The sequence below is a fragment of the Actinobacillus minor NM305 genome (genome assembly GCF_000175195.1).
Classification (GTDB): domain Bacteria; phylum Pseudomonadota; class Gammaproteobacteria; order Enterobacterales; family Pasteurellaceae; genus Haemophilus_A; species Haemophilus_A minor.
The window spans coordinates 31,756-50,945 of record NZ_ACQL01000031.1 but is presented as its reverse complement, the minus strand read 5'-3'; the positions used below and the strand labels follow the sequence as shown (position 1 = coordinate 50,945).

Here is a 19,190-nt window from a genome sequence, read left to right as displayed (position 1 = left end):
GAAAACAAAATTCTCATACATTCTATACGAGAATTTTGTTTTTGTATGCTATTTATTAAATTTTAGTTCAATTTTGCGTAAAAATCATTCACTAAACGTTCAATATCCGCAGCAGTTGGTTGTGCAAGTGCTTCATCTGCTAATGCTTTTGCATCAGCGTAGTTAATTGAACGAGCCAGTTTTTTCACGTGAGGCACTGAAATTGCACTCATACTAAACTCATCTAAGCCCATACCAAGTAATAATGCGGTTGCTCGAACATCGCCCGCTAATTCCCCACACATACCGGTCCATTTACCTTCTGCGTGTGAAGCATCAATTACTTGTTTAATTAAGTTCAATACTGAAGGACTTAATGGGTTATATAAGTGAGCAATGATTTCATTACCGCGATCCACCGCTAATGTATATTGAGTTAAATCGTTAGTGCCGATACTGAAGAAATCAGCTTCTTTCGCCAAATGACGAGCATTAACCGCAGCCGATGGTGTTTCAACCATAATACCTAACTGAAGATTTTCATCAAAGGCTTTACCTTCTGCACGAAGCTGTTCTTTTAATTCTGCAACGATGCGTTTTAATTCACGGATCTCTTCAACAGAAATGATCATTGGGAACATTACCGCCAATTTACCAAATGCTGAAGCACGTAATACCGCACGTAATTGAGTATCTAAAATTTCACGGCGTGTTAAACCAATACGCACTGCTCGCCAGCCTAAGAATGGGTTCATCTCTTTTGGTAAATCTAAATATGGTAACTCTTTATCGCCACCAATATCCATTGTACGTAAAACAACTTGTTTACCGCCCATTGCTTCTACAATTTCTTTATATGCTTGGAACTGCTCTTCTTCGCCCGGTAATTCCGTACGATCCATAAAGAGGAATTCGGTACGGTATAAACCAACAGATTCTCCACCATTACGTAATACGCCGTCCACATCACGAATAGTACCAATGTTACCCGCAACTTCAATACGATGACCATCTAATGTCTCTGCAGGTAAATCTTTTAATTTTGCTAATTCCGCTTTTTCAGCAGCTACTTTTTCTTGAACAGCTTTAAATTCTGCAATTTGAGAGTCTGATGGATTGATGTGAATTTGGTTATTTACCGCATCTAAAATTAACACATCTCCCGTTTTAACACGGCTAGTGATATCGTTGGTTCCCACAATGGCAGGAAGCTCTAATGAACGAGCCATAATTGAGGTGTGAGAAGTACGACCACCAATGTCTGTAACAAAGCCAAGCACTTTATCTAAATTTAATTGTGCTGTTTCTGATGGCGTTAAATCGTAAGCCACCAAAATAGATTCTTCTTGAATGTCGCCAAGATCAACAATGTGCATGCCTAAAATATTACGTAATAAACGGTTACCAATATCACGCATATCGCCTGCACGTTCTTTTAAGTATTCATCATCGATTTCTGAAAGTACTGCAACTTGTTGGTCAATCACTTTATTTGCAGCAACATCCGCCGTAGATAAATTATCCTTAATATAGCCAATAATTTCTTCTTCTAACTCTTCGTCTTCCAAAAGCATTAAATGCCCTTCGAAAATTGCGGCTTTTTCTTCGCCTAATGTACGCAACGCTTTCGCATGAATTGCGGTTAATTGGGCAGCTGCTTTTGCACGACCATCAAAGAATTTCGCGACTTCAGCATCAACCTGATCAGCTGTAATTTTTTGCGTGTTAAGCACAATTGGCTCTTCTTTTAAAACTAATGCTTTACCAAAAACAATACCAGGAGAAGCTGCAATACCTGAAATCATAATGTAATCCTTTTATTAAAAAGTAATGTAAAAACAATGGCAAGCCGAAACTTGCCATAAAAAACAGATCTTATTCTAAAGTAGGAATTAAATCTACTAAGAAATCAACTGCTTTTTGCTCATCTTCGCCTTCAGCAGTAATGGTAATGTTAGTACCTTGAGTAAGACCTAAGGTTTGAAGTTTAAATAAACTTTTTGCGCTTGCACTTTTACCGCCAGAAGTCACGGTAATATCTGATGTAAAGCCTTTAGCTGCTTTTACAAATTCTGCTGCAGGGCGAGTATGTAAACCACTTGGAGCAGTAATAACAACGTCTTTAGAATACGCCATAGGATTTTCCTCTTTTGAACATTCAAATAAAAAATGAATTGGAATGGAAAGCCTCCATTAAATCTTTTTCACTTTACTACAAAATATATATAAATTCACGATCAAAAATAAAAAACATAGAATAATCCTTAGTTTTTAGACTGTTTTTTAAGCAAAAAATACAATTTTAACGATTACGTGACATTTTTATCACGATTTTTCAATATATTTAAAGGCCATTTCTATCTAAAAAATGATAAACTCTCATCGCTACTTTTTTAGAATTATGATTATGTCCAAATTTTCTCCAACTGCCTTCTTAACGAAACAAGCTGCATGGCTGATCTATTTCAGTCTCATTGGTCTTTATGCATTTAGTTTATGGGCATTAGTTCAACATCAACAAGCAGAAAGTTTCTTTTCTTGGCAAGAAATGGGGCATATCCTTGCATATAGTTCATCTCAAGCATTGCTCTCCGCATTAATTTCTACCGGATTAGGTATTTTACTCGCAAAAGCATTCTTTTATATTGATTTCAAAGGAAAAGCGCTTTTATATAATGCAATTCAATTTGTTTGGGCGCTTCCTTCTCTCGTGATTATTTTTGCGGTTATCGGCATTTGGGGAAATTCAGGGTGGTTAGCTCAACTTTGGCAGGCCTTCGGCTTCTCATGGCAATTTAATGTGTACGGACTACAAGGTATTTTGATTGCTCATTGCCTCTTAAACATTCCGCTCGTTACGAAATATAGCCTTTCCGCACTGATGCAAATTCCCTCTAGCCAATATCAACTTGCCGCTCAGTTAAACCTAACAGGTTGGGCGTATTTTCAAATTGTTGAGCTACCCGCGCTCAAGCGTTTATTGCCTTATGTTTTTATGACGGTTTTCCTGATCTGTTTTACCAGCTTTCCCATAGTGTTAATGCTCGGAGGAAGCCCCAAATACAGCACCTTAGAAGTGGCAATTTATCAAGCGGTCAGTTTTGAATTTAATTTTGCAAAAGCTGTTAAACTCATTGCTGTTCAATTAGTAGTGGGTATTAGCTTACAGGTAATTTTATTTCTCGTTTCTCAACGTGCATTTCAAACGAAGCTAGAAACACTGAGCATTGATATTTGGAAACCTAAAGTTCAAGGGTTCACAAAAGCAATCTTACAAAGTTTACTTTGGTTGCAAAGCTTACTCATTATTTTACCGCTTGTAAGTGTTATTTGGGCTGGAATAACAGTTTCCCACTTTATCGAACGTTTACTCAATCCTCTCTTATGGGAAGCAGTATTTTTTTCAACCATGTTAAGCCTCATTGCTTCTTTAACGGCATTAAGCATCAGCTACTTTATTGCGCTTGAAGCTCGAAAGCTTCTTTTTCGACAACAAAAACTTCGCTATGCCCTTTTATCTAGCGCCGTTACCTACCCCTTAATTCTGCCTGTTTTTTTACTGGCAGTCGGGCTATTTCTTTTATTGAAGAATGTGGAATTATCTACCGCCCAGCTTTTGTGGCTAGTCGGTCTTTGCAATGGTATGACATTATTACCGTTTATCTACCCATTGCTTTTTGCACCACTTTGGCAAACATTAACAACCCAAGATAAACTCGCCAAAAGTTTAGGTTTAAGTGGTTTTCAACGTTGGTGGGTTGCTGAAAAACACTACCTCATTCGGCCTTTTGCTCAAGCATTTGCTCTAGCAATGTCGGCAAGTTTAGGGAGCTTTGCGGTTATCGCCTTTTTTGGTAGCCCGGATTTTAGTTCGCTACCCTATTTGCTTTATCAACAGCTTGGTAGTTATAGAACAGAAGATGCCGCTGTCACTGCATTTATTCTAATGCTCTTTACCTTCTTGCCCTTTTTACTGACACGAACAAAAGCATAAACGGAGGAAAATATGATACAACTCAACGTAACCTTTGATTATGAAGATATGCCAATGCATTTTGATTTACAGGTCAAAAAAGGCGAGCGCATTGCGATTATTGGCGAAAGTGGCGCAGGCAAAAGCACCTTGCTCAACCTTATTGCAGGTTTTGAACAACCGACAAGCGGTCAAATTTGGCTTGATCATTGCGAACACAGCCAAACACAACCGGCTGAACGCCCCGTTTCAATGCTTTTTCAAGATAATAACCTCTTTCCTCATTTAACGGTTGCACAAAATATCGGCTTGGCTTTGCGCCCGAGCCTTTCACTTTCACCGCAACAATCTGCGCAAGTTGCAGCTATTGCAGACAAAATGGGCATTGCAGAACTTCTCAATCGCCGTGCGGATCAGCTTTCAGGCGGGCAAAAACAGCGTGTGGCACTTGCCCGAACCTTATTGCGTGATAAACCGATTTTATTATTAGATGAACCTTTTTCAGCACTTGACCCAAAACGCCGAGAAGAATTGCAACAACTGGTTGCCCAACTATGTCGTGAACGGGAACTGACCCTTTTAATGGTCACTCATCAATTAGCAGAGAGCCGCACGTTATTTGATCGTGTGATTACCATTGAAAACGGGTGCATTACAAGCGGTTAAATTCTTTCGTTTTCTTACACATTTAATTAAAAATGTGATTTATCTCACATTTCTCAAACATTTCTCTTTTTTAGCTAAACCGTTTTAGTTAAAATACGCACGTTTTAATTTTGAACATACGAGGTCTGTTATGAACTTCCCAAAAATTGCGGAACAAACTATCGCAAAACTTGGTGGTAAAGAAAATATTACTACCCTCGCACACTGTGCAACACGTTTACGTTTAACGCTTGCGGATGAATCCAAAGTGGATAAAGAAGCGATTGAAAATATTGAAGGCGTTAAAGGTCAATTCTCAACCAGTGGTCAATACCAAATTATTTTTGGTTCAGGTACGGTTAATAAAGTGCACGCTGAAATGCAAAAACAAATGGGCATTGGCGATATGAGCACATCAGAAGTCGCGGCAGCAGGAGCGGCAAATCAACCACTATTACAACGTTTAGTGAAAGGTTTAGCAGACATTTTCGTGCCAATTATCCCGGCAATCGTGGCAGGCGGTTTGCTGATGGGTATTCACAGTATGCTTACTTCAATCGGCTTCTTCTGGGAAGGGCATTCTGTTGTTACCAAATATCCAGAAGTGGCAGATTTAGTTGATTTCATCAACACCATTGCAAACGCACCATTCGTATTCTTACCGGTATTACTTGGATTCTCAGCAACCCGTAAATTTGGTGGTAACCCATTCTTAGGGGCAGCATTAGGGATGTTATTAGTTCACCCTGCCTTAGCAGATGGTTGGAACTATGCAAAAACCTTAATGGAAGGCAACATCAAATACTGGAACGTATTAGGTTTAGAAATCGAGAAAGTGGGCTATCAAGGTACGGTTATCCCGACCATCATTTCAGCTTGGGTATTAGCAACATTAGAAAAAGGGTTCCGTAAATTTGTTCCATCTTATTTAGATAACCTGATTACCCCAATGTTCTCGCTTTTCATTGCAGGTTTCTTAGCCTTTACGGTAATCGGACCATTCGGTCGTGAAGCGGGTAGCTTAATTTCTGCAGGTTTAACGTGGTTATATGACACCTTAGGCGTATTTGGTGGTGCGGTATTTGGTACATTCTATGCACCAATCGTAATTACCGGTATGCACCAAACCTTCATTGCGGTAGAAACACAATTATTAGCGGAAGTGGCTAATACCGGTGGTACATTCATCTTCCCAATTGCGGCAATGTCTAATATCGCACAAGGTGCAGCGTGTTTAGGTGTGGCATTCACAATGAAAGACGCAAAAGTTCGTGGTTTAGCTGTTCCATCAGGTATCTCAGCATTATTAGGGATTACTGAGCCAGCAATGTTCGGGGTAAACTTACGCTACCGCCACGCATTTATCGCAGCAATGATTGGTTCAGGTTTAGCAAGTGCATTTATCGCAACCTTCAATGTTAAAGCTATCGCATTAGGTGCAGCCGGTATCTTAGGTATTCCATCAATTAAACCGGATAGCCTTGCAATGTACTCTGTGGGTATGTTAATTTCATTCGTAGTGGCTTTCAGTTTATCGGTTATTCTTGGTAAACGCGCTCAAGCCAAAGCTTAATAAAAATTAAACATTTTTCACGCCTCAAACCAACGTTTGAGGCGTTTTGTTTTATAATAACGTTATGAAAATACATAATGTTACCCTTGAGCGATGTGCCGAATGCGAAACCTTAGTCAAAGTACCACATCGTCTTTATTATAAAACAGCGCTCTGCCCTAATTGCAATCATGTGTTAGCCAAAGGGAATTTTTGGAGCCTACGCCGCTGTGCCATTATTGCACTAGCGGTGCTTATTTTATTGCCTCTTGCCATTGGCTACCCTCTCATGAGCATTGATTTACTCGGTATGCCTATCCACGCAACCATCTGGGGAGGAGCGTGGAAAATGGCAACGTCTGGCTATTCTTTTACCGCTTTTATGGTGCTACTCTGCTCAGTGATTACCCCTATTTCCTTTGTGCTACTTATTTTAACTATTGCTTTGCAACGTATATTAGGGCAACGACCTCGCTACACTTTAATTTTCCTAACTAAAATTAAAGAATGGGTCATGTTAGATGTCTATTTTGTCGCACTTGCTGTCGCTGCATTTAAAATTAAGGATTATGCCCACCTTAGCTTCAACCTGAATTTAATCGCCTTTGTTTTAGCTACTTTACTAACGACTTTATTGTTTATAAAAATTGAGCCGAAACAAGGTTGGGACTTTTTCTATCCGGAATATCGCCCTCTTCCTCCTGATTATCCTCATAAACCTACATTTTGTGGCGTTTGTGAATATACCTTTGATGAGAACATTATTGATTTGAAAGGAAGACATCGTTGCCCTCGCTGTGAAAGTAATCTGGATATTCCAGATAAAATTAAGCTACAAAGGGTATGGGCAACCTTAATTGCCGGAACCATTATGATGATCCCTGCTAATCTGTTGCCGATATCTTCCACTGAATTGGCAGGGAATGTTTCCGCTGATACGCTCTTTTCAGGCGTTATTACCTTTATTCAATTAGGGAGCTATGCCGTAGCGGCTATTGTATTTATTGCAAGTATTGCCGTTCCTTTTAGCAAAGTTGCTATTATTTTATACCTATTACTTGCGATTCATTTTAAGTGGAAGCATTCCATCCACCGTCAAATGAAATTGCTCCACTACGTTCACTTTGTTGGACGTTGGTCAATGCTCGATCTCTTTGTATTAGCGTTGATGATGTCGCTACTTGAAAGGGGGCAAATCCTCAATTTCTCCGTAGGCGATGCCGCCTTTTTCTTTGGTGCAGCCGTTTTCTTAACCATGATTGCTTCAGCGAATTTGGATGCTAAAATGTTATGGCGAATTCATTATTCAAATGAATCAGAAAATAAAACGTAGCCATTTATTTTTGCGATCTTGCTCGAAAAATTGAAGATTTCTACTTTTCGAAAAATCGGCTTCTCCGTATGCTTAATAAAAAAACTTACGGAGAAATTATGTCCCTCGCCATTGTATATAGCCGAGCATCTATCGGCGTTGAAGCGCCACTTGTTACCATTGAAGTCCATATTAGCAACGGGCAGCCGAAATTAACGATTGTCGGCTTGCCCGAAGCAACCGTAAAAGAAGCAGGCGATAGGGTGCGCAGTGCCTTGATTAACGCCAACTTCTTCTATCCACCGCAACGTATTACGATTAACCTAGCCCCAGCAGATTTACCGAAAGAAGGCGGTCGTTTTGATTTACCGATTGCGATCGGCATTTTAGCGGCCTCCGGTCAAATTGATTCCGACTTACTCAAGCAATTTGAATTTTTAGGCGAACTGGCACTCACCGGCTCATTACGTGGTGTACACGGCTCTATTCCGGCGGTGATTTCTGCGGCTAAAGCAAAGCGACATATGATTCTTGCCGCACCAAATGCCAATGAAGCCTCATTGGTTTCTCACGCCAAGACTTATGTGGCTCGCTCACTTTTACAAGTTGTCAATTTTTTAAATAAGCGAGACACTCTCCCTGTTGCTCAAGAAATATTGCAAGAAACCGCTGAAATTTCACCGCTTGTAAAACGGGATTTAACCGACATTATCGGGCAGCAACACGCAAAACGGGCTTTAACCATCGCCGCTGCAGGACAACATAATTTGCTTTTTCTCGGCCCTCCCGGAACGGGTAAAACAATGCTTGCCAGCCGCCTTGCGGATTTATTACCGGAAATGAGTGATGAAGAAGCTATTGAAACAGCTTCTGTGACTAGCTTGGTACAAAATGAGTTAAATTTTAAGAACTGGAAACAACGCCCTTTTCGAGCGCCACATCATAGCGCTTCCATGGTTGCTTTGGTAGGAGGGGGAACGATCCCAAAACCGGGAGAAATATCACTTTCTCACAATGGCGTACTTTTCTTAGACGAACTGCCTGAATTTGAACGAAAAGTGCTGGATGCGCTTCGTCAGCCGTTGGAGTCAGGCGAGATTATTATTTCTCGAGCCAATGCAAAAGTGCAATTTCCAGCACGCTTTCAGCTCATTGCGGCAATGAACCCCAGCCCGACAGGGCATTATCAAGGCACACATAACCGCACATCGCCGCAACAAGTCATTCGTTACTTAAATCGATTGTCCGGCCCTTTTTTAGATCGTTTTGATCTCTCCATTGAAGTGCCACTATTACCGCAAGGTGCACTACAACAAGGGACAGAAAATCGAGGCGAAACGACTGCTCAAGTAAGAGAACGAGTTATCGCAGCGAGGGAAAAACAGTTCGCCCGAGCCGGCAAAATCAATGCACAATTAACCACTAGAGAAATTGAACGAGATTGCCGTTTAACCGAAAAAGATGCACTCTTTTTAGAAACTGCATTAACGAAACTCGGTTTATCTGTTCGAGCTTATCATCGCATCCTCAAAGTTTCTCGTACCATTGCTGATTTAGCGAATGAAGAACATATCCAGCAACCTCATCTTGCAGAAGCCCTAGGTTATCGGGCAATGGACAGATTGCTACAATGGTTACATGGGGAATCTATTTAATAAAAAAGAATGGCTTGTATTTTTTCTCTCTTACTCTAAAATATAACCAGAAGGTTATAAGGCGTTTAAATGACAGAAATAATTTGGAGAGTAAAAAATGAAAACTTTAGAACAATTAATGGAGGAAATTCCCTCAGAAAGACAAGCTAAAGTAAAAGCGTTAAGTGAACAGCTGATTCAGGAAGTTGGCTTAGCTCATTTAAGGGAAGAATTGAATATTTCTCAAAAACAGCTTGCAGAAGCTTTAGGTATATCTCAGCCGGCAGTAGCTAAAATAGAACAGAAAGATAATGATCCACGCCTCTCTACACTTAAACGTTATATTGAGGCAATGGGTGGAAAATTAAGCCTTACCGTACAAATGCCTATGGGGGATAGCCGAATTTTTAGAATTTGATAATAATCTTTATATTATTCACACCAGCTAATCAATTTCTCAACAAACTCACTCGGATTTGCTTGGTGAGCATTGTGTCCGGCTTGAGAAATGATTTGATAAGTGAGTTGGTTTTGTTCTACCATTTGACGGAATTTTTGATCTCGTTCGCCAATGAAAAATAAGATGTTCTTTGTGGTTTGGGCCTCTTTCAGTAAGTCAAGATAATAGGGTTGCTTTGCCAACCCTGTGGCTTCGAGCATTTCCGCAATGCGTGTTCCACTATTCATTCGTCTTTTTTCAATTAAAAAAGACCGCTTGCTCTCCTCTAAATCGGTAAAAACAGCTTGTTGATACCAATCTTTTAAGACTTGTTCTATCGGTTCTTGGCGAAAACGCGTCGCCCATTTTTGATCATTTAATTGGCGATTTTGACGATCCTGTTCACGATTTAAACCGACATTTGCCCCTTCTAAAACCACGCCAAGCAAATTTTTAGCCGGCATATTTAAGACATAATCCATCGCAACTCGTCCACCTAGTGAGTAACCAACAAGGTAAAAAGGCTGTTCGCCTAGACAATGAGTTAGCGTTTGATCTAATAAATGACGCATTTCCACAAAATCTCGACAGCGAACCTCTGCACTTAATCCATGAAAAGGAAGATCTATTGTAAGCGGTTGAAATTGTGGAAATTTTTGCAATTCATCTATTACAGGTTGCCAATCTTGTTGTGAGCCAAGTAAGCCATGTAAAAAAACAATAGGCGTAGCCTTTTCGCTACGCCCCGTTTGATGATGCCACTGATATGCTAACATTAGGCAATTTCCGCTTGAGAAATTTGCTTAATCAATGATTTATACAAGCTACTTCCATCTTGTTCATTGACTTTCACTTCGACAATCGTTACACCTTTGCGACCATAAGCGACTTTTAACTTAGCTCTTAAGTCTGCCCAAGTAAATGGACGGATATATTCAATACCAAACATCGTGGCAACTTGCCCAAATTCAAAATTATGCGATAGACGATAAAACTGCTCTTTCGCACGCTGATCGACCGGTAACATATCAAAAATCGCACCACCACTATTATTTACTACAAACAGAATAGTTGGCTGGTTAATCTGTGCTAATAATGCAATTGAGTTTAGATCATGTAGTGCTGAAATATCGCCAATCACGCCAACTGTCGGTTGTCCTGTGCCTTTGGCAATACCGGCAATGGTTGCGATCAAACCATCGATACCGCTTGCACCACGGTTGGTATAAACCGGATAGCCTTCCGGCAATTTACAAAGAGCATCGACTAAACGAACAAATAAGCTATTACCAATAAATAGATGTCCGCCAATGGCAAGAACATCTTGTAAATGATGTGCCAATGAAGCCTCATTCAAACCGCCGCCAATCTGTTTTTCAATAAACGTTGAACAGAATTGCGATAGCGCTAATGGCTCTAGTAACCACGGTTTTTGGCGAAGTGGCGGGTGAACACGCAAAAAGTGATGTGCTTTCGCTACAAATCGTGTTTGATGATGAGCAAACGGATTTAGATAATCCTGATACTCTTCTACTTGCCAAAACTCCCCCTGGAAGGCTTCAAGGAATTGATTTACTCGCTTACTGACAATTTGTGAACCAAATTGGATCACAATATCTGCTTGTAATAAACGATCTCTTACGGTGTTATTAGATAACCAAATATCAGCATAAGGTAAACTTGCATCAATCGAAGACTGAACATCGGTTAATAAACACCAGCCCAATGTTTCCGCCCACGCTTTAATTCCGATACCTTGTTCTACGGGTAGTTTTCCAACAATAACTACGCCTCGTTTAGTACGCCAATAGTCCCAATTTTCGTGCATAGAGACTTCGCTTTGGATTTTTTGGCTATCAATCCATCTGGCTTGTGAATTAACTAACCAACTTTGAATTGGCTTTAACCATGGATTTTGGCTAATCGCCGTTTCATCGGCTTCATATAATGGTTCTGCAAAAGGTGCATTGATATGAATGACTCCACCTTCTTGCTGCTGTTTAACACAGGCTTTCTCAATAGTAGCAACTAACCAATTTGCGGAATACTCTCCTGAGGCTTTTGGCAGGTTAATACTTTCCAGCGGATATTGAGCAAAAATACCAGGTTGAACAATCGCTTGATTTGCACCACAGCCAATCAATTCTGTCGGGCGGTCTGCAGAAAGTACGATTAACTTATGGTGTGTTAAACTCGCTTCAATGACCGCAGGATATAAGTTTGCCACAGCGGTGCCTGAAGTCACAATAATGGCAACAGGATCATGAGTTGCTTTAGCTAATCCTAAAGCAAAAAAGCCTAATCCTCTTTCATCAAAATGACTATGACATTGTACTTGTTGTGTCTGTTGTAACTGGAGAGCCTCTAACGTTAAAGGTGTTGAGCGAGAGCCTGGTGCAATACAAATATGCTTCACTCCATAACGCACAATGGCATTTAAAATGACTTTTGCCCAACTACGGTTAAAAGTACTGGTATTCATTATTTATTCTTCTCTTCTTATTAAAATGGCGTTTTACTCTAAATAGTTTCGATTGTAACAAAAAATCAACCACTTAGGGGATAGAATATCCTTGATTCACAACAAATTTTGTTTGTTGTTTTACAAAAATAGTGAGAAAAGCTAAGATAGTCGCATTATTTGTTATATTTCAAAGAGAATTGATTATGAGTAAACCTATTGTATTTAGTGGTGTTCAGCCTTCCGGCGAATTAACGATTGGTAACTATCTCGGTGCATTACGTAACTGGGTAAAAATGCAAGATGACTATGATTGCCTATTTTGTATCGTTGATTTGCACGCCATTACCGTGCGTCAAGATCCTCAAGCGTTACGTAAAGCATCATTAGACGTTTTAGCCCTTTATTTAGCCTGTGGTATTGATCCGAATAAAAGCACGATCTTTATTCAATCACACGTCCCTGAACATACACAATTAGCGTGGATCTTAAACTGCTACACCTACTTTGGCGAAATGAGCCGAATGACACAGTTTAAAGATAAATCAGCCCGTTATGAAGAGAATGTAAACGTAGGTTTATTTACTTACCCTGTATTGATGGCAGCGGATATTTTGTTATATCAAGCGAACCAAGTGCCGGTTGGCGATGACCAAAAACAACATTTAGAAATTACCCGAGATATTGCTAACCGTTTCAATGCATTATATGGGCAAAAAGATCAAGAAGGGAATTTAGTTCAGCCTGTTTTTGCAATCCCTGAAGTTTTCATTGGTAAAGCCGGTGCTCGTGTGATGTCATTGCTTGAGCCTACGAAGAAAATGTCAAAATCGGATGATAACCGTAATAACGTTATTGGTTTATTAGAAGATCCAAAAGCCGTGGCGAAAAAAATCAAACGTGCGATGACCGATGGCGATGAACCGCCAATGGTAAAATACGATCAAAAAAATAAAGCCGGTGTGTCTAACTTACTTGATATTTTATCGGCGGTTACAGGCAAAAGCATTGCGGAATTAGAAGCAGAGTTTGAAGGCAAAATGTATGGTCATTTAAAAACAGAAGTTGCCGATCGTGTATCTGAACTGCTTACCGAACTACAAGAACGCTACAACCATTTCCGTCAAGATGAAGCTTTACTTGAAAAAATCTTCCGTGAAGGTGCTGAAAAAGCACGAGCTCGCGCGAAGAAAACGCTTGATGAAGTGTATAAATTAGTTGGATTTGTACAATAATCAAAAGTTACATAAAGCCACGTAAAAATAATCCTACGTGGCTTCATTTTATTTCCCTACTGTTTCCTTTAACCATTCCTGAACAAATTGACTAATTTCATCAATGTCATTGATATTTAAGTGGTTTTCTCTTTCTAACGGATAATCTGTCGCTGTTGCGATCGCCCATTCATCTAATTCAGGAAGCGGTTTTTCAATGCCTTTCCGATGTAGTTGAATTTTAGGTAGCTTCTCATGCTTAAATCCCTCAACTAGAAGTAAATCGATTTCTTTCGATGAAAATTTTGCAAAAATTTGTTGAAAATCAACCGCTTGATCCGGTGTTTCAACCATCAACGCCCAACGTTGATCACAAGCAATCGCCGTTGGATTAGCACCGGCTAAACGCAAACGATGGCTATCTTTTCCCACTTTATCCACTTCAATATTGTGATGAGAATGTTTAATCAGCCCTACTCGAATTCCGCAAGCGGTTAAATTTGGGATCAATTTTTCCAATAATGTTGTCTTTCCTGTGCCACTATACCCTGTGATTGCTAAGACAGGTATATCAAAACGATGGCGCTGTTGATTTTCAGCTGCCAAGTCATCCAATGTATTCACATTCTTAAATGCTTTTACTTGTTCTGAAAAATCAACGGCAACACTATTTTGAGTGCGAAAGAACCAATAAAGTCGGCGTTCTCCCGATTGTAAATAATGTGATAAATCCAATGCCACCGAGCGGTGGACTAGAGCAAAAGTAGGGTGAGGACGCTCGCCATCATGAGCATAAGCAATTTTAGCCTCATTTATTTTTAATGCCGTATAGAGCCTATCTAGCAAATTTTTAGGCAAAAAAGGCGTATCACAGGGAACAAATAAAAGATAGTCACTTTCAATTTGTTGTAAGCCAGTCAGCATTCCACTTAATGCGCCTTGAAAGTCTGCTAATGTATCTTGATAAAACGGAAGCTGTGGATAATGACACTGGTATTCTGCAAATGATCGGTTGATATTAAGATAAATTTGTCCACCGGCTAATTGAGGTTGCAACCTTTCTAAAATATGGGAAATCAACGGCTTGCCTGATAAAAGTTGCAAGCCTTTTTCTACGCCATTCATCCGGCGAGCTAATCCCCCTGCTAAAATAACGGCGGAAATATGTTCAGTGATATTTATCATAACAGTTTGGTTTTCTTTGCAAAACGTGGGCTAAAAGTATATGATCCGACTCAATTTTCAACAAGATTTTTTAGAGGCAATTTATGAAATGTAAACGTTTGGAAGAGTTACTGGAGTTATTAGGTGAACATTGGCGTAAAAATCCGGATTTACACTTAATGGATATTCTACAACAACTTTCTGTTGAAGTAGGCGAGCCAGATAACTACCCCGCATTACGCGATGAAGTATTAATTTATCAGCTAAAAATGCGTAATGCCGATAAATTTGAACCTATCCCAGGTCTTAAAAAAGATTACGAAGACGATTTTAAAACCGCCTTATTAAAAGCCCGTGGAATTTTAAAAGATTAATGGGGTCAAATACTCCGATCGTTTAAACAAAAAGGAAAAAACATGAAAAACATCGCATTAAAAAGTACATTTATTGCATTATCTGCGTTATTCGCAGTAAATTCGACCGCTTTAGCTGCAGACCCGGTAGAAGGAAAAGAATACATTAGCGTAAGACAAGCACCATCAGCACAAAAAGAGGTATTAGAATTTTTCTCATTCTATTGCCCTCATTGTTACGATTTTGAATTGACATACAAAATTCCCTCTCAGATCAAAGCAAAATTACCTGAAGGTGCAAAACTTGTACAATACCATGTAAATTTCTTAGGTCGTCAATCTGAGAATTTAACTCGTGCATGGGCTTTTGCGATGGCACAAGGTGTTGAAGACAAAGTAAAAACAGCGTTATTTGAAGGCGCTCAAAAAGATGCATTCAAATCAATGGATGATATTAAAGCAGTATTTGTTGCAAACGGTATTAGTGCAACGGATTTTGATAACGGTATCAATAGCTTTGCAGTAAACGGTTTAGTGAACAAGCAAGTTCAAGCAGCTGAAGATTTCAAGATCCAAGGCGTACCGGCATTCTTCGTAAACGAGCAATATCAAATGAATCTTGAAGGTTTTTCTGATTCAAAATCAACAAATGATTTTATTCAACGTTATGTTGATGCCGTGACTTTCTTAATTCGTAAGTAACGCCCTTCTTCTTATGGCGGAGAATCTCTCCGCCATAATGTGATCTATATCACAAAATCTCATCAATCGATCGCAAATTAAGAATTTTTCCTATCTTTCTTAGGCTATTCTCTCAAGGAAATTTAACGTAATTTCTCTAAGATACGAACATCTTTTTTATCTCTTATATATTGAGGCAATTATGTTTAAATTTTTAGAAGAAGTGAGAAAACCCACTCTCGATCTTCCGGTGGAAGAAAGAAGAAAAATGTGGTTTAAACCATTTATGCAATCTTATTTGGTTGTATTTATTGGTTATATGGCAATGTATTTAATTCGTAAGAATTTCAACATTGCACAAAATGATATGATTGAAACCTATGGTTTAACCAAAACAGATTTAGGTTTAATCGGTTTAGGTTTCTCTATTACCTATGGTATTGGTAAAACCGTTGTGTCTTATTATGCCGATGGTAAAAATACGAAACAATTCGTCCCTTTCATGCTGATTCTTTCCGCTATCTGTATGCTTGGCTTTAGCGCAAGTATGGGCGGTGGTAGTGTTGCATTGTTCTTAATGGTGGCTTTCTATGCATTAAGTGGTTTCTTCCAAAGTACAGGTGGTTCATCAAGTTATTCAACCATCACTAAATGGACACCACGTAAAAAACGTGGGACGTTCTTAGGTTTCTGGAACTTATCACACAACGTTGGTGGTGCGGCGGCAGCAGGGGTTGCATTATTTGGTGCTAACGTTTTCTTCGATGGCCACGTAATTGGGATGTTCGTATTCCCATCAATCATTGCGTTAATTGTTGGTTTTGTAGGTTTACGCTACGGTTCAGATTCACCTGAGGCTTATGGTTTAGGTAAAGCGGAAGAACTCTTTGAAGAAGAAGTGAGTGAAGAAGACCGCCACGCAGAAGAAGAGCAATTAACTAAATGGCAAATCTTTGTTCAATATGTATTAAGAAACAAAGTCATCTGGTTATTATGCTTTGCAAATATCTTCTTATATATCGTGCGTATCGGTATTGACCAATGGTCTCCTGTGTATGCTTACCAAGAATTAGGCTTCTCAAAAGATGCTGCAATTTCAGGTTTCGCACTCTTTGAAGTTGGTGCATTAGTAGGTACATTCTTATGGGGTTACTTATCTGATTTAGCAAATGGTCGCCGTGCTTTAACCGCTTGTGTTGCATTAATCTTAATCGTATTCACACTTGAATTCTATCAATTCGCAACTAACGAAATTATGTATTTAACCGCATTATTTGTGTTAGGTTTCTTAGTATTCGGTCCACAATTATTGATTGGGGTTGCAGCAGTAGGTTTCGTGCCGAAAAAAGCAATCGCAGTAGCGGATGGTGTAAAAGGAACTTTCGCTTACTTAATCGGTGATAGCTTCGCAAAACTCGGTTTAGGTATGATTGCAGATGGTACACCAATCTTTGGTCTAACCGGTTGGAGTGGTACATTTGCAGCGTTAGATACCTCTGCTATTGTCTGTATGGTATTATTAGCCTTCGTTGCGCTTGCGGAAGAGAAAAAAATCCGTAGACAAAAAAGAGCTAAATTAGCAAAATAATAAATCAATCAATGCGGTGATTTTTCTCACCGCATTATTTTTTATATTGTAAAATATCGGCGTTTATAAGGGGGAATTTATGATAAATGTTGTACTAATTGATGATCATATGATTGTTCGAGCCGGGTTCTCGCAATTACTTTCCCTTGAAGAGGATATTCAAGTTATTGGTGAATTTGGTTCAGCAAAAGAAACTCGTCAAAATCTTCCTCGCCTTAAACCCGATATTTGTATTCTTGATATTTCAATGCCTGATGAGAATGGGCTTTCCTTATTACAAGATATTCCGTCCGGTATTCGATGCATTATGTTAAGCGTAAATGACTCGGAGCTTATCGTCAAAAAAGCATTAGAATTAGGCGCAAAAGGCTATTTAAGTAAGCGTTGTAGTGCGGAAGAATTGATACAAGCAGTAAGAACCGTTTATGCCGGTGGTGTTTATTTAATGCCTGAATTAACCACGAAATTAGTCTCTTCTCGAAATAATAGCCCTATTGAGCAACTCACCAAACGAGAAAGAGAAATCTGTGAACTCCTTATTCAAGGATTTGATGCAAAAGAAATTGCGGATAAACTCAATTTAAGTTTTAAAACCGTACATGTTCATCGAGCAAATGCGATGAGCAAGTTAAATGTTAAAAATAATGTCGAGCTTGCGAATTTACTTAACCCACAAATAGCATAACACATGAAATCTGTCTTTACTGTTGCTTACACATGGTTTTTAATCCTTTGTTCCTATCTTTGTTTATGGGTTATTTCTGATTATTTGCTTTCAGATGCTACGCTTGCATTTCTATTTCTTCCTTTTGCATTAAGATGTGGTATCAATTTACATATCCCTAAAAAATATTGGTTCATCGCCTATGCAGCAGAATACACTATTTTATTATTACTCATTCTTTCATTTCCTGAACTCAATGCGTTTTCTTTATTTCTAATCAGTCTGCTTAGTTTCCCTATTACGTCTTTTTTTTATACGTATTACGTGGGATCGCAGTGGCAAAAGTTACTGGTTCAATTGAGTTTTATTATTGTATTAAGTCTTATCAGCAGTTTGGTTATTAGCCATTCGGCATTTTATTTTACTTTTCTGGTGAGCTTTACCGGTGGAATATTAATTATTCCAACTTGCTATTTATTGCATGATTTTTTATTCAATACCAAATGGCTACCTCTTACCGCTACCCTCGTAAAAAAGCCCATTACATTAAGAACTAAACATATCTTGATGTATATAGTGCTTTTTACTTTAAACATTTATATTCAAACAACATTACCTAATGAATTTTATCGATTTGCCTTATTCTGTTTAGCCATTCCGATTATTTTGTTAGCTTTCCAATATGGATGGCAAGGTGCTTTTTTAGGCACTTTACTCAATAGTATCGCTTTAATTACGGCGATGCATAGCTTCTCAAATCTGGAAATCGCAGATCTTTTTTTATCTATTTCTGTTCAATCCATTACAGGGATTTTTTTAGGATTGGGTATTCAATATCAGCGAAATTTAAATCAAAGCTTGTCTATTGAGCTAGAAAGAAATAAAAATCTGACGAGACAATTAATTAATTCTGAAGAGGCTATTCGTAAAGAAATCTCTCGAGAACTGCATGATGAAATCGGACAAAATATTACAGCGATTCGGACACAAGCAAGTATATTAAAACGAGTAAGCAGTAATGCAAATCAAGAAAATATTGCCACAACGATTGAGCATCTTTCTCTGAATGTTTACGACACAACAAAAGGGTTATTAAATCGTATTCGCCCTAAATTATTAGATGATTTAGAATTACAAGAAGCCCTCGAAAATCTTTTTATTGAGCTAGATTTTGAACATCAAGGCATTGATATTTCACTTCATTGGGAAAATCCGCAACAATTAAAATTAGAACATGTATTAGAAATTACGATTTATCGTTTATGCCAAGAGAGTTTAAATAATATTATTAAATATTCACATGCGACCGAGGCCAGTATTTCTATTCAAATTTTTGAACAAATTAACATTATTATTCAAGACAACGGGATTGGTTTTGATCTCCAAAAAGAAGCACAAGGTTTTGGTATTAGAGGCATGAAAGAGAGGGTCAAAATTTTGTGTGGCGAATTTAGAATTATTTCCAAACAAATTGAGCATGATGAATCTAATCATGGTACAAAAATCATCATAAACTTACCTCGGTTTTAAT

Annotated in this window: 17 protein-coding genes; 12 read left to right on the top strand and 5 right to left on the bottom strand. The window is 38.8% G+C overall.

Annotated features, from left to right (window positions below):
* Positions 1–62: 62 nt before the first annotated feature.
* Positions 63–1,784 (bottom strand): phosphoenolpyruvate-protein phosphotransferase PtsI, encoded by a 1,722-nt coding sequence (gene ptsI, locus AM305_RS01130; RefSeq protein WP_005822312.1) that lies wholly within the window; start codon positions 1,782–1,784, stop codon positions 63–65.
* A 70-nt stretch (positions 1,785–1,854) separates the two neighbouring features.
* On the bottom strand, positions 1,855–2,115 hold the full coding sequence (locus AM305_RS01125) for an HPr family phosphocarrier protein (protein ID WP_005818062.1): 261 nt from the start codon (positions 2,113–2,115) through the stop codon (positions 1,855–1,857).
* A gap of 271 nt (positions 2,116–2,386) precedes the next feature.
* Between AM305_RS01125 and thiP the strand changes: the two genes are divergently transcribed.
* From thiP to AM305_RS01095, 6 genes are all read left to right on the top strand, one after another.
* Positions 2,387–3,973, top strand: coding sequence for a thiamine/thiamine pyrophosphate ABC transporter permease (gene thiP, locus AM305_RS01120; RefSeq protein ID WP_005822311.1), 1,587 nt, complete (start codon positions 2,387–2,389; stop codon positions 3,971–3,973).
* Positions 3,974–3,985: 12 nt separating this feature from the next.
* On the top strand, positions 3,986–4,618 hold the full coding sequence (gene thiQ / locus AM305_RS01115) for a thiamine ABC transporter ATP-binding protein (protein WP_005822309.1): 633 nt from the start codon (positions 3,986–3,988) through the stop codon (positions 4,616–4,618).
* A gap of 130 nt (positions 4,619–4,748) precedes the next feature.
* Positions 4,749–6,170: a sucrose-specific PTS transporter subunit IIBC gene (locus AM305_RS01110; protein ID WP_005822307.1), complete on the top strand. Its 1,422-nt coding sequence runs from the start codon at positions 4,749–4,751 to the stop codon at positions 6,168–6,170.
* A gap of 64 nt (positions 6,171–6,234) precedes the next feature.
* A complete protein-coding gene (locus AM305_RS01105; RefSeq protein ID WP_005822305.1) occupies positions 6,235–7,482 on the top strand; it encodes a paraquat-inducible protein A in 1,248 nt (415 codons plus the stop codon).
* 98 nt (positions 7,483–7,580) lie between these two features.
* Positions 7,581–9,116: a YifB family Mg chelatase-like AAA ATPase gene (locus AM305_RS01100; protein WP_005822303.1), complete on the top strand. Its 1,536-nt coding sequence runs from the start codon at positions 7,581–7,583 to the stop codon at positions 9,114–9,116.
* Positions 9,117–9,213: 97 nt separating this feature from the next.
* Entirely contained in the window at positions 9,214–9,513 is a 300-nt protein-coding gene (locus AM305_RS01095) for a helix-turn-helix domain-containing protein (RefSeq protein WP_005818050.1), read from the top strand.
* A gap of 14 nt (positions 9,514–9,527) precedes the next feature.
* Here the strand turns inward: AM305_RS01095 and menH are convergent, their stop codons facing one another.
* Both menH and menD read right to left on the bottom strand, forming a co-directional pair.
* On the bottom strand, positions 9,528–10,310 hold the full coding sequence (menH, locus tag AM305_RS01090) for a 2-succinyl-6-hydroxy-2,4-cyclohexadiene-1-carboxylate synthase (RefSeq protein WP_005822300.1): 783 nt from the start codon (positions 10,308–10,310) through the stop codon (positions 9,528–9,530).
* Positions 10,310–12,016, bottom strand: coding sequence for a 2-succinyl-5-enolpyruvyl-6-hydroxy-3-cyclohexene-1-carboxylic-acid synthase (gene menD, locus AM305_RS01085; RefSeq protein ID WP_005822298.1), 1,707 nt, complete (start codon positions 12,014–12,016; stop codon positions 10,310–10,312). Before menD ends, menH begins: the two co-directional genes overlap by 1 nt.
* 185 nt (positions 12,017–12,201) lie before the next feature.
* Between menD and trpS the strand changes: the two genes are divergently transcribed.
* Entirely contained in the window at positions 12,202–13,230 is a 1,029-nt protein-coding gene (gene trpS / locus AM305_RS01080; RefSeq protein ID WP_005822296.1) for a tryptophan--tRNA ligase, read from the top strand.
* A 48-nt stretch (positions 13,231–13,278) separates the two neighbouring features.
* Here the strand turns inward: trpS and mobA are convergent, their stop codons facing one another.
* A complete protein-coding gene (mobA, locus tag AM305_RS01075; RefSeq protein ID WP_005822294.1) occupies positions 13,279–14,394 on the bottom strand; it encodes a molybdenum cofactor guanylyltransferase MobA in 1,116 nt (371 codons plus the stop codon).
* Positions 14,395–14,477: 83 nt separating this feature from the next.
* On the opposite strand from mobA, the gene AM305_RS01070 reads away from it, so the two are divergent.
* The 5 genes from AM305_RS01070 (at position 14,478) to uhpB (ending at position 19,189) form a co-directional block, all read left to right on the top strand.
* Positions 14,478–14,747: a YihD family protein gene (locus AM305_RS01070; protein ID WP_005822292.1), complete on the top strand. Its 270-nt coding sequence runs from the start codon at positions 14,478–14,480 to the stop codon at positions 14,745–14,747.
* Between the two features lie 42 nt (positions 14,748–14,789).
* Positions 14,790–15,428, top strand: a complete 639-nt coding sequence (gene dsbA, locus AM305_RS01065; RefSeq protein ID WP_005822291.1) for a thiol:disulfide interchange protein DsbA — start codon at positions 14,790–14,792, stop codon at positions 15,426–15,428.
* A gap of 181 nt (positions 15,429–15,609) precedes the next feature.
* Positions 15,610–16,995: a hexose-6-phosphate:phosphate antiporter gene (gene uhpT / locus AM305_RS01060; RefSeq protein WP_005822289.1), complete on the top strand. Its 1,386-nt coding sequence runs from the start codon at positions 15,610–15,612 to the stop codon at positions 16,993–16,995.
* A 79-nt stretch (positions 16,996–17,074) separates the two neighbouring features.
* Complete coding sequence (locus AM305_RS01055) at positions 17,075–17,680, top strand: response regulator (protein WP_005822288.1); 606 nt, start codon at positions 17,075–17,077, stop codon at positions 17,678–17,680.
* A gap of 3 nt (positions 17,681–17,683) precedes the next feature.
* Positions 17,684–19,189: a signal transduction histidine-protein kinase/phosphatase UhpB gene (gene uhpB, locus AM305_RS01050; protein WP_005822286.1), complete on the top strand. Its 1,506-nt coding sequence runs from the start codon at positions 17,684–17,686 to the stop codon at positions 19,187–19,189.
* Position 19,190 lies beyond the last annotated feature (1 nt).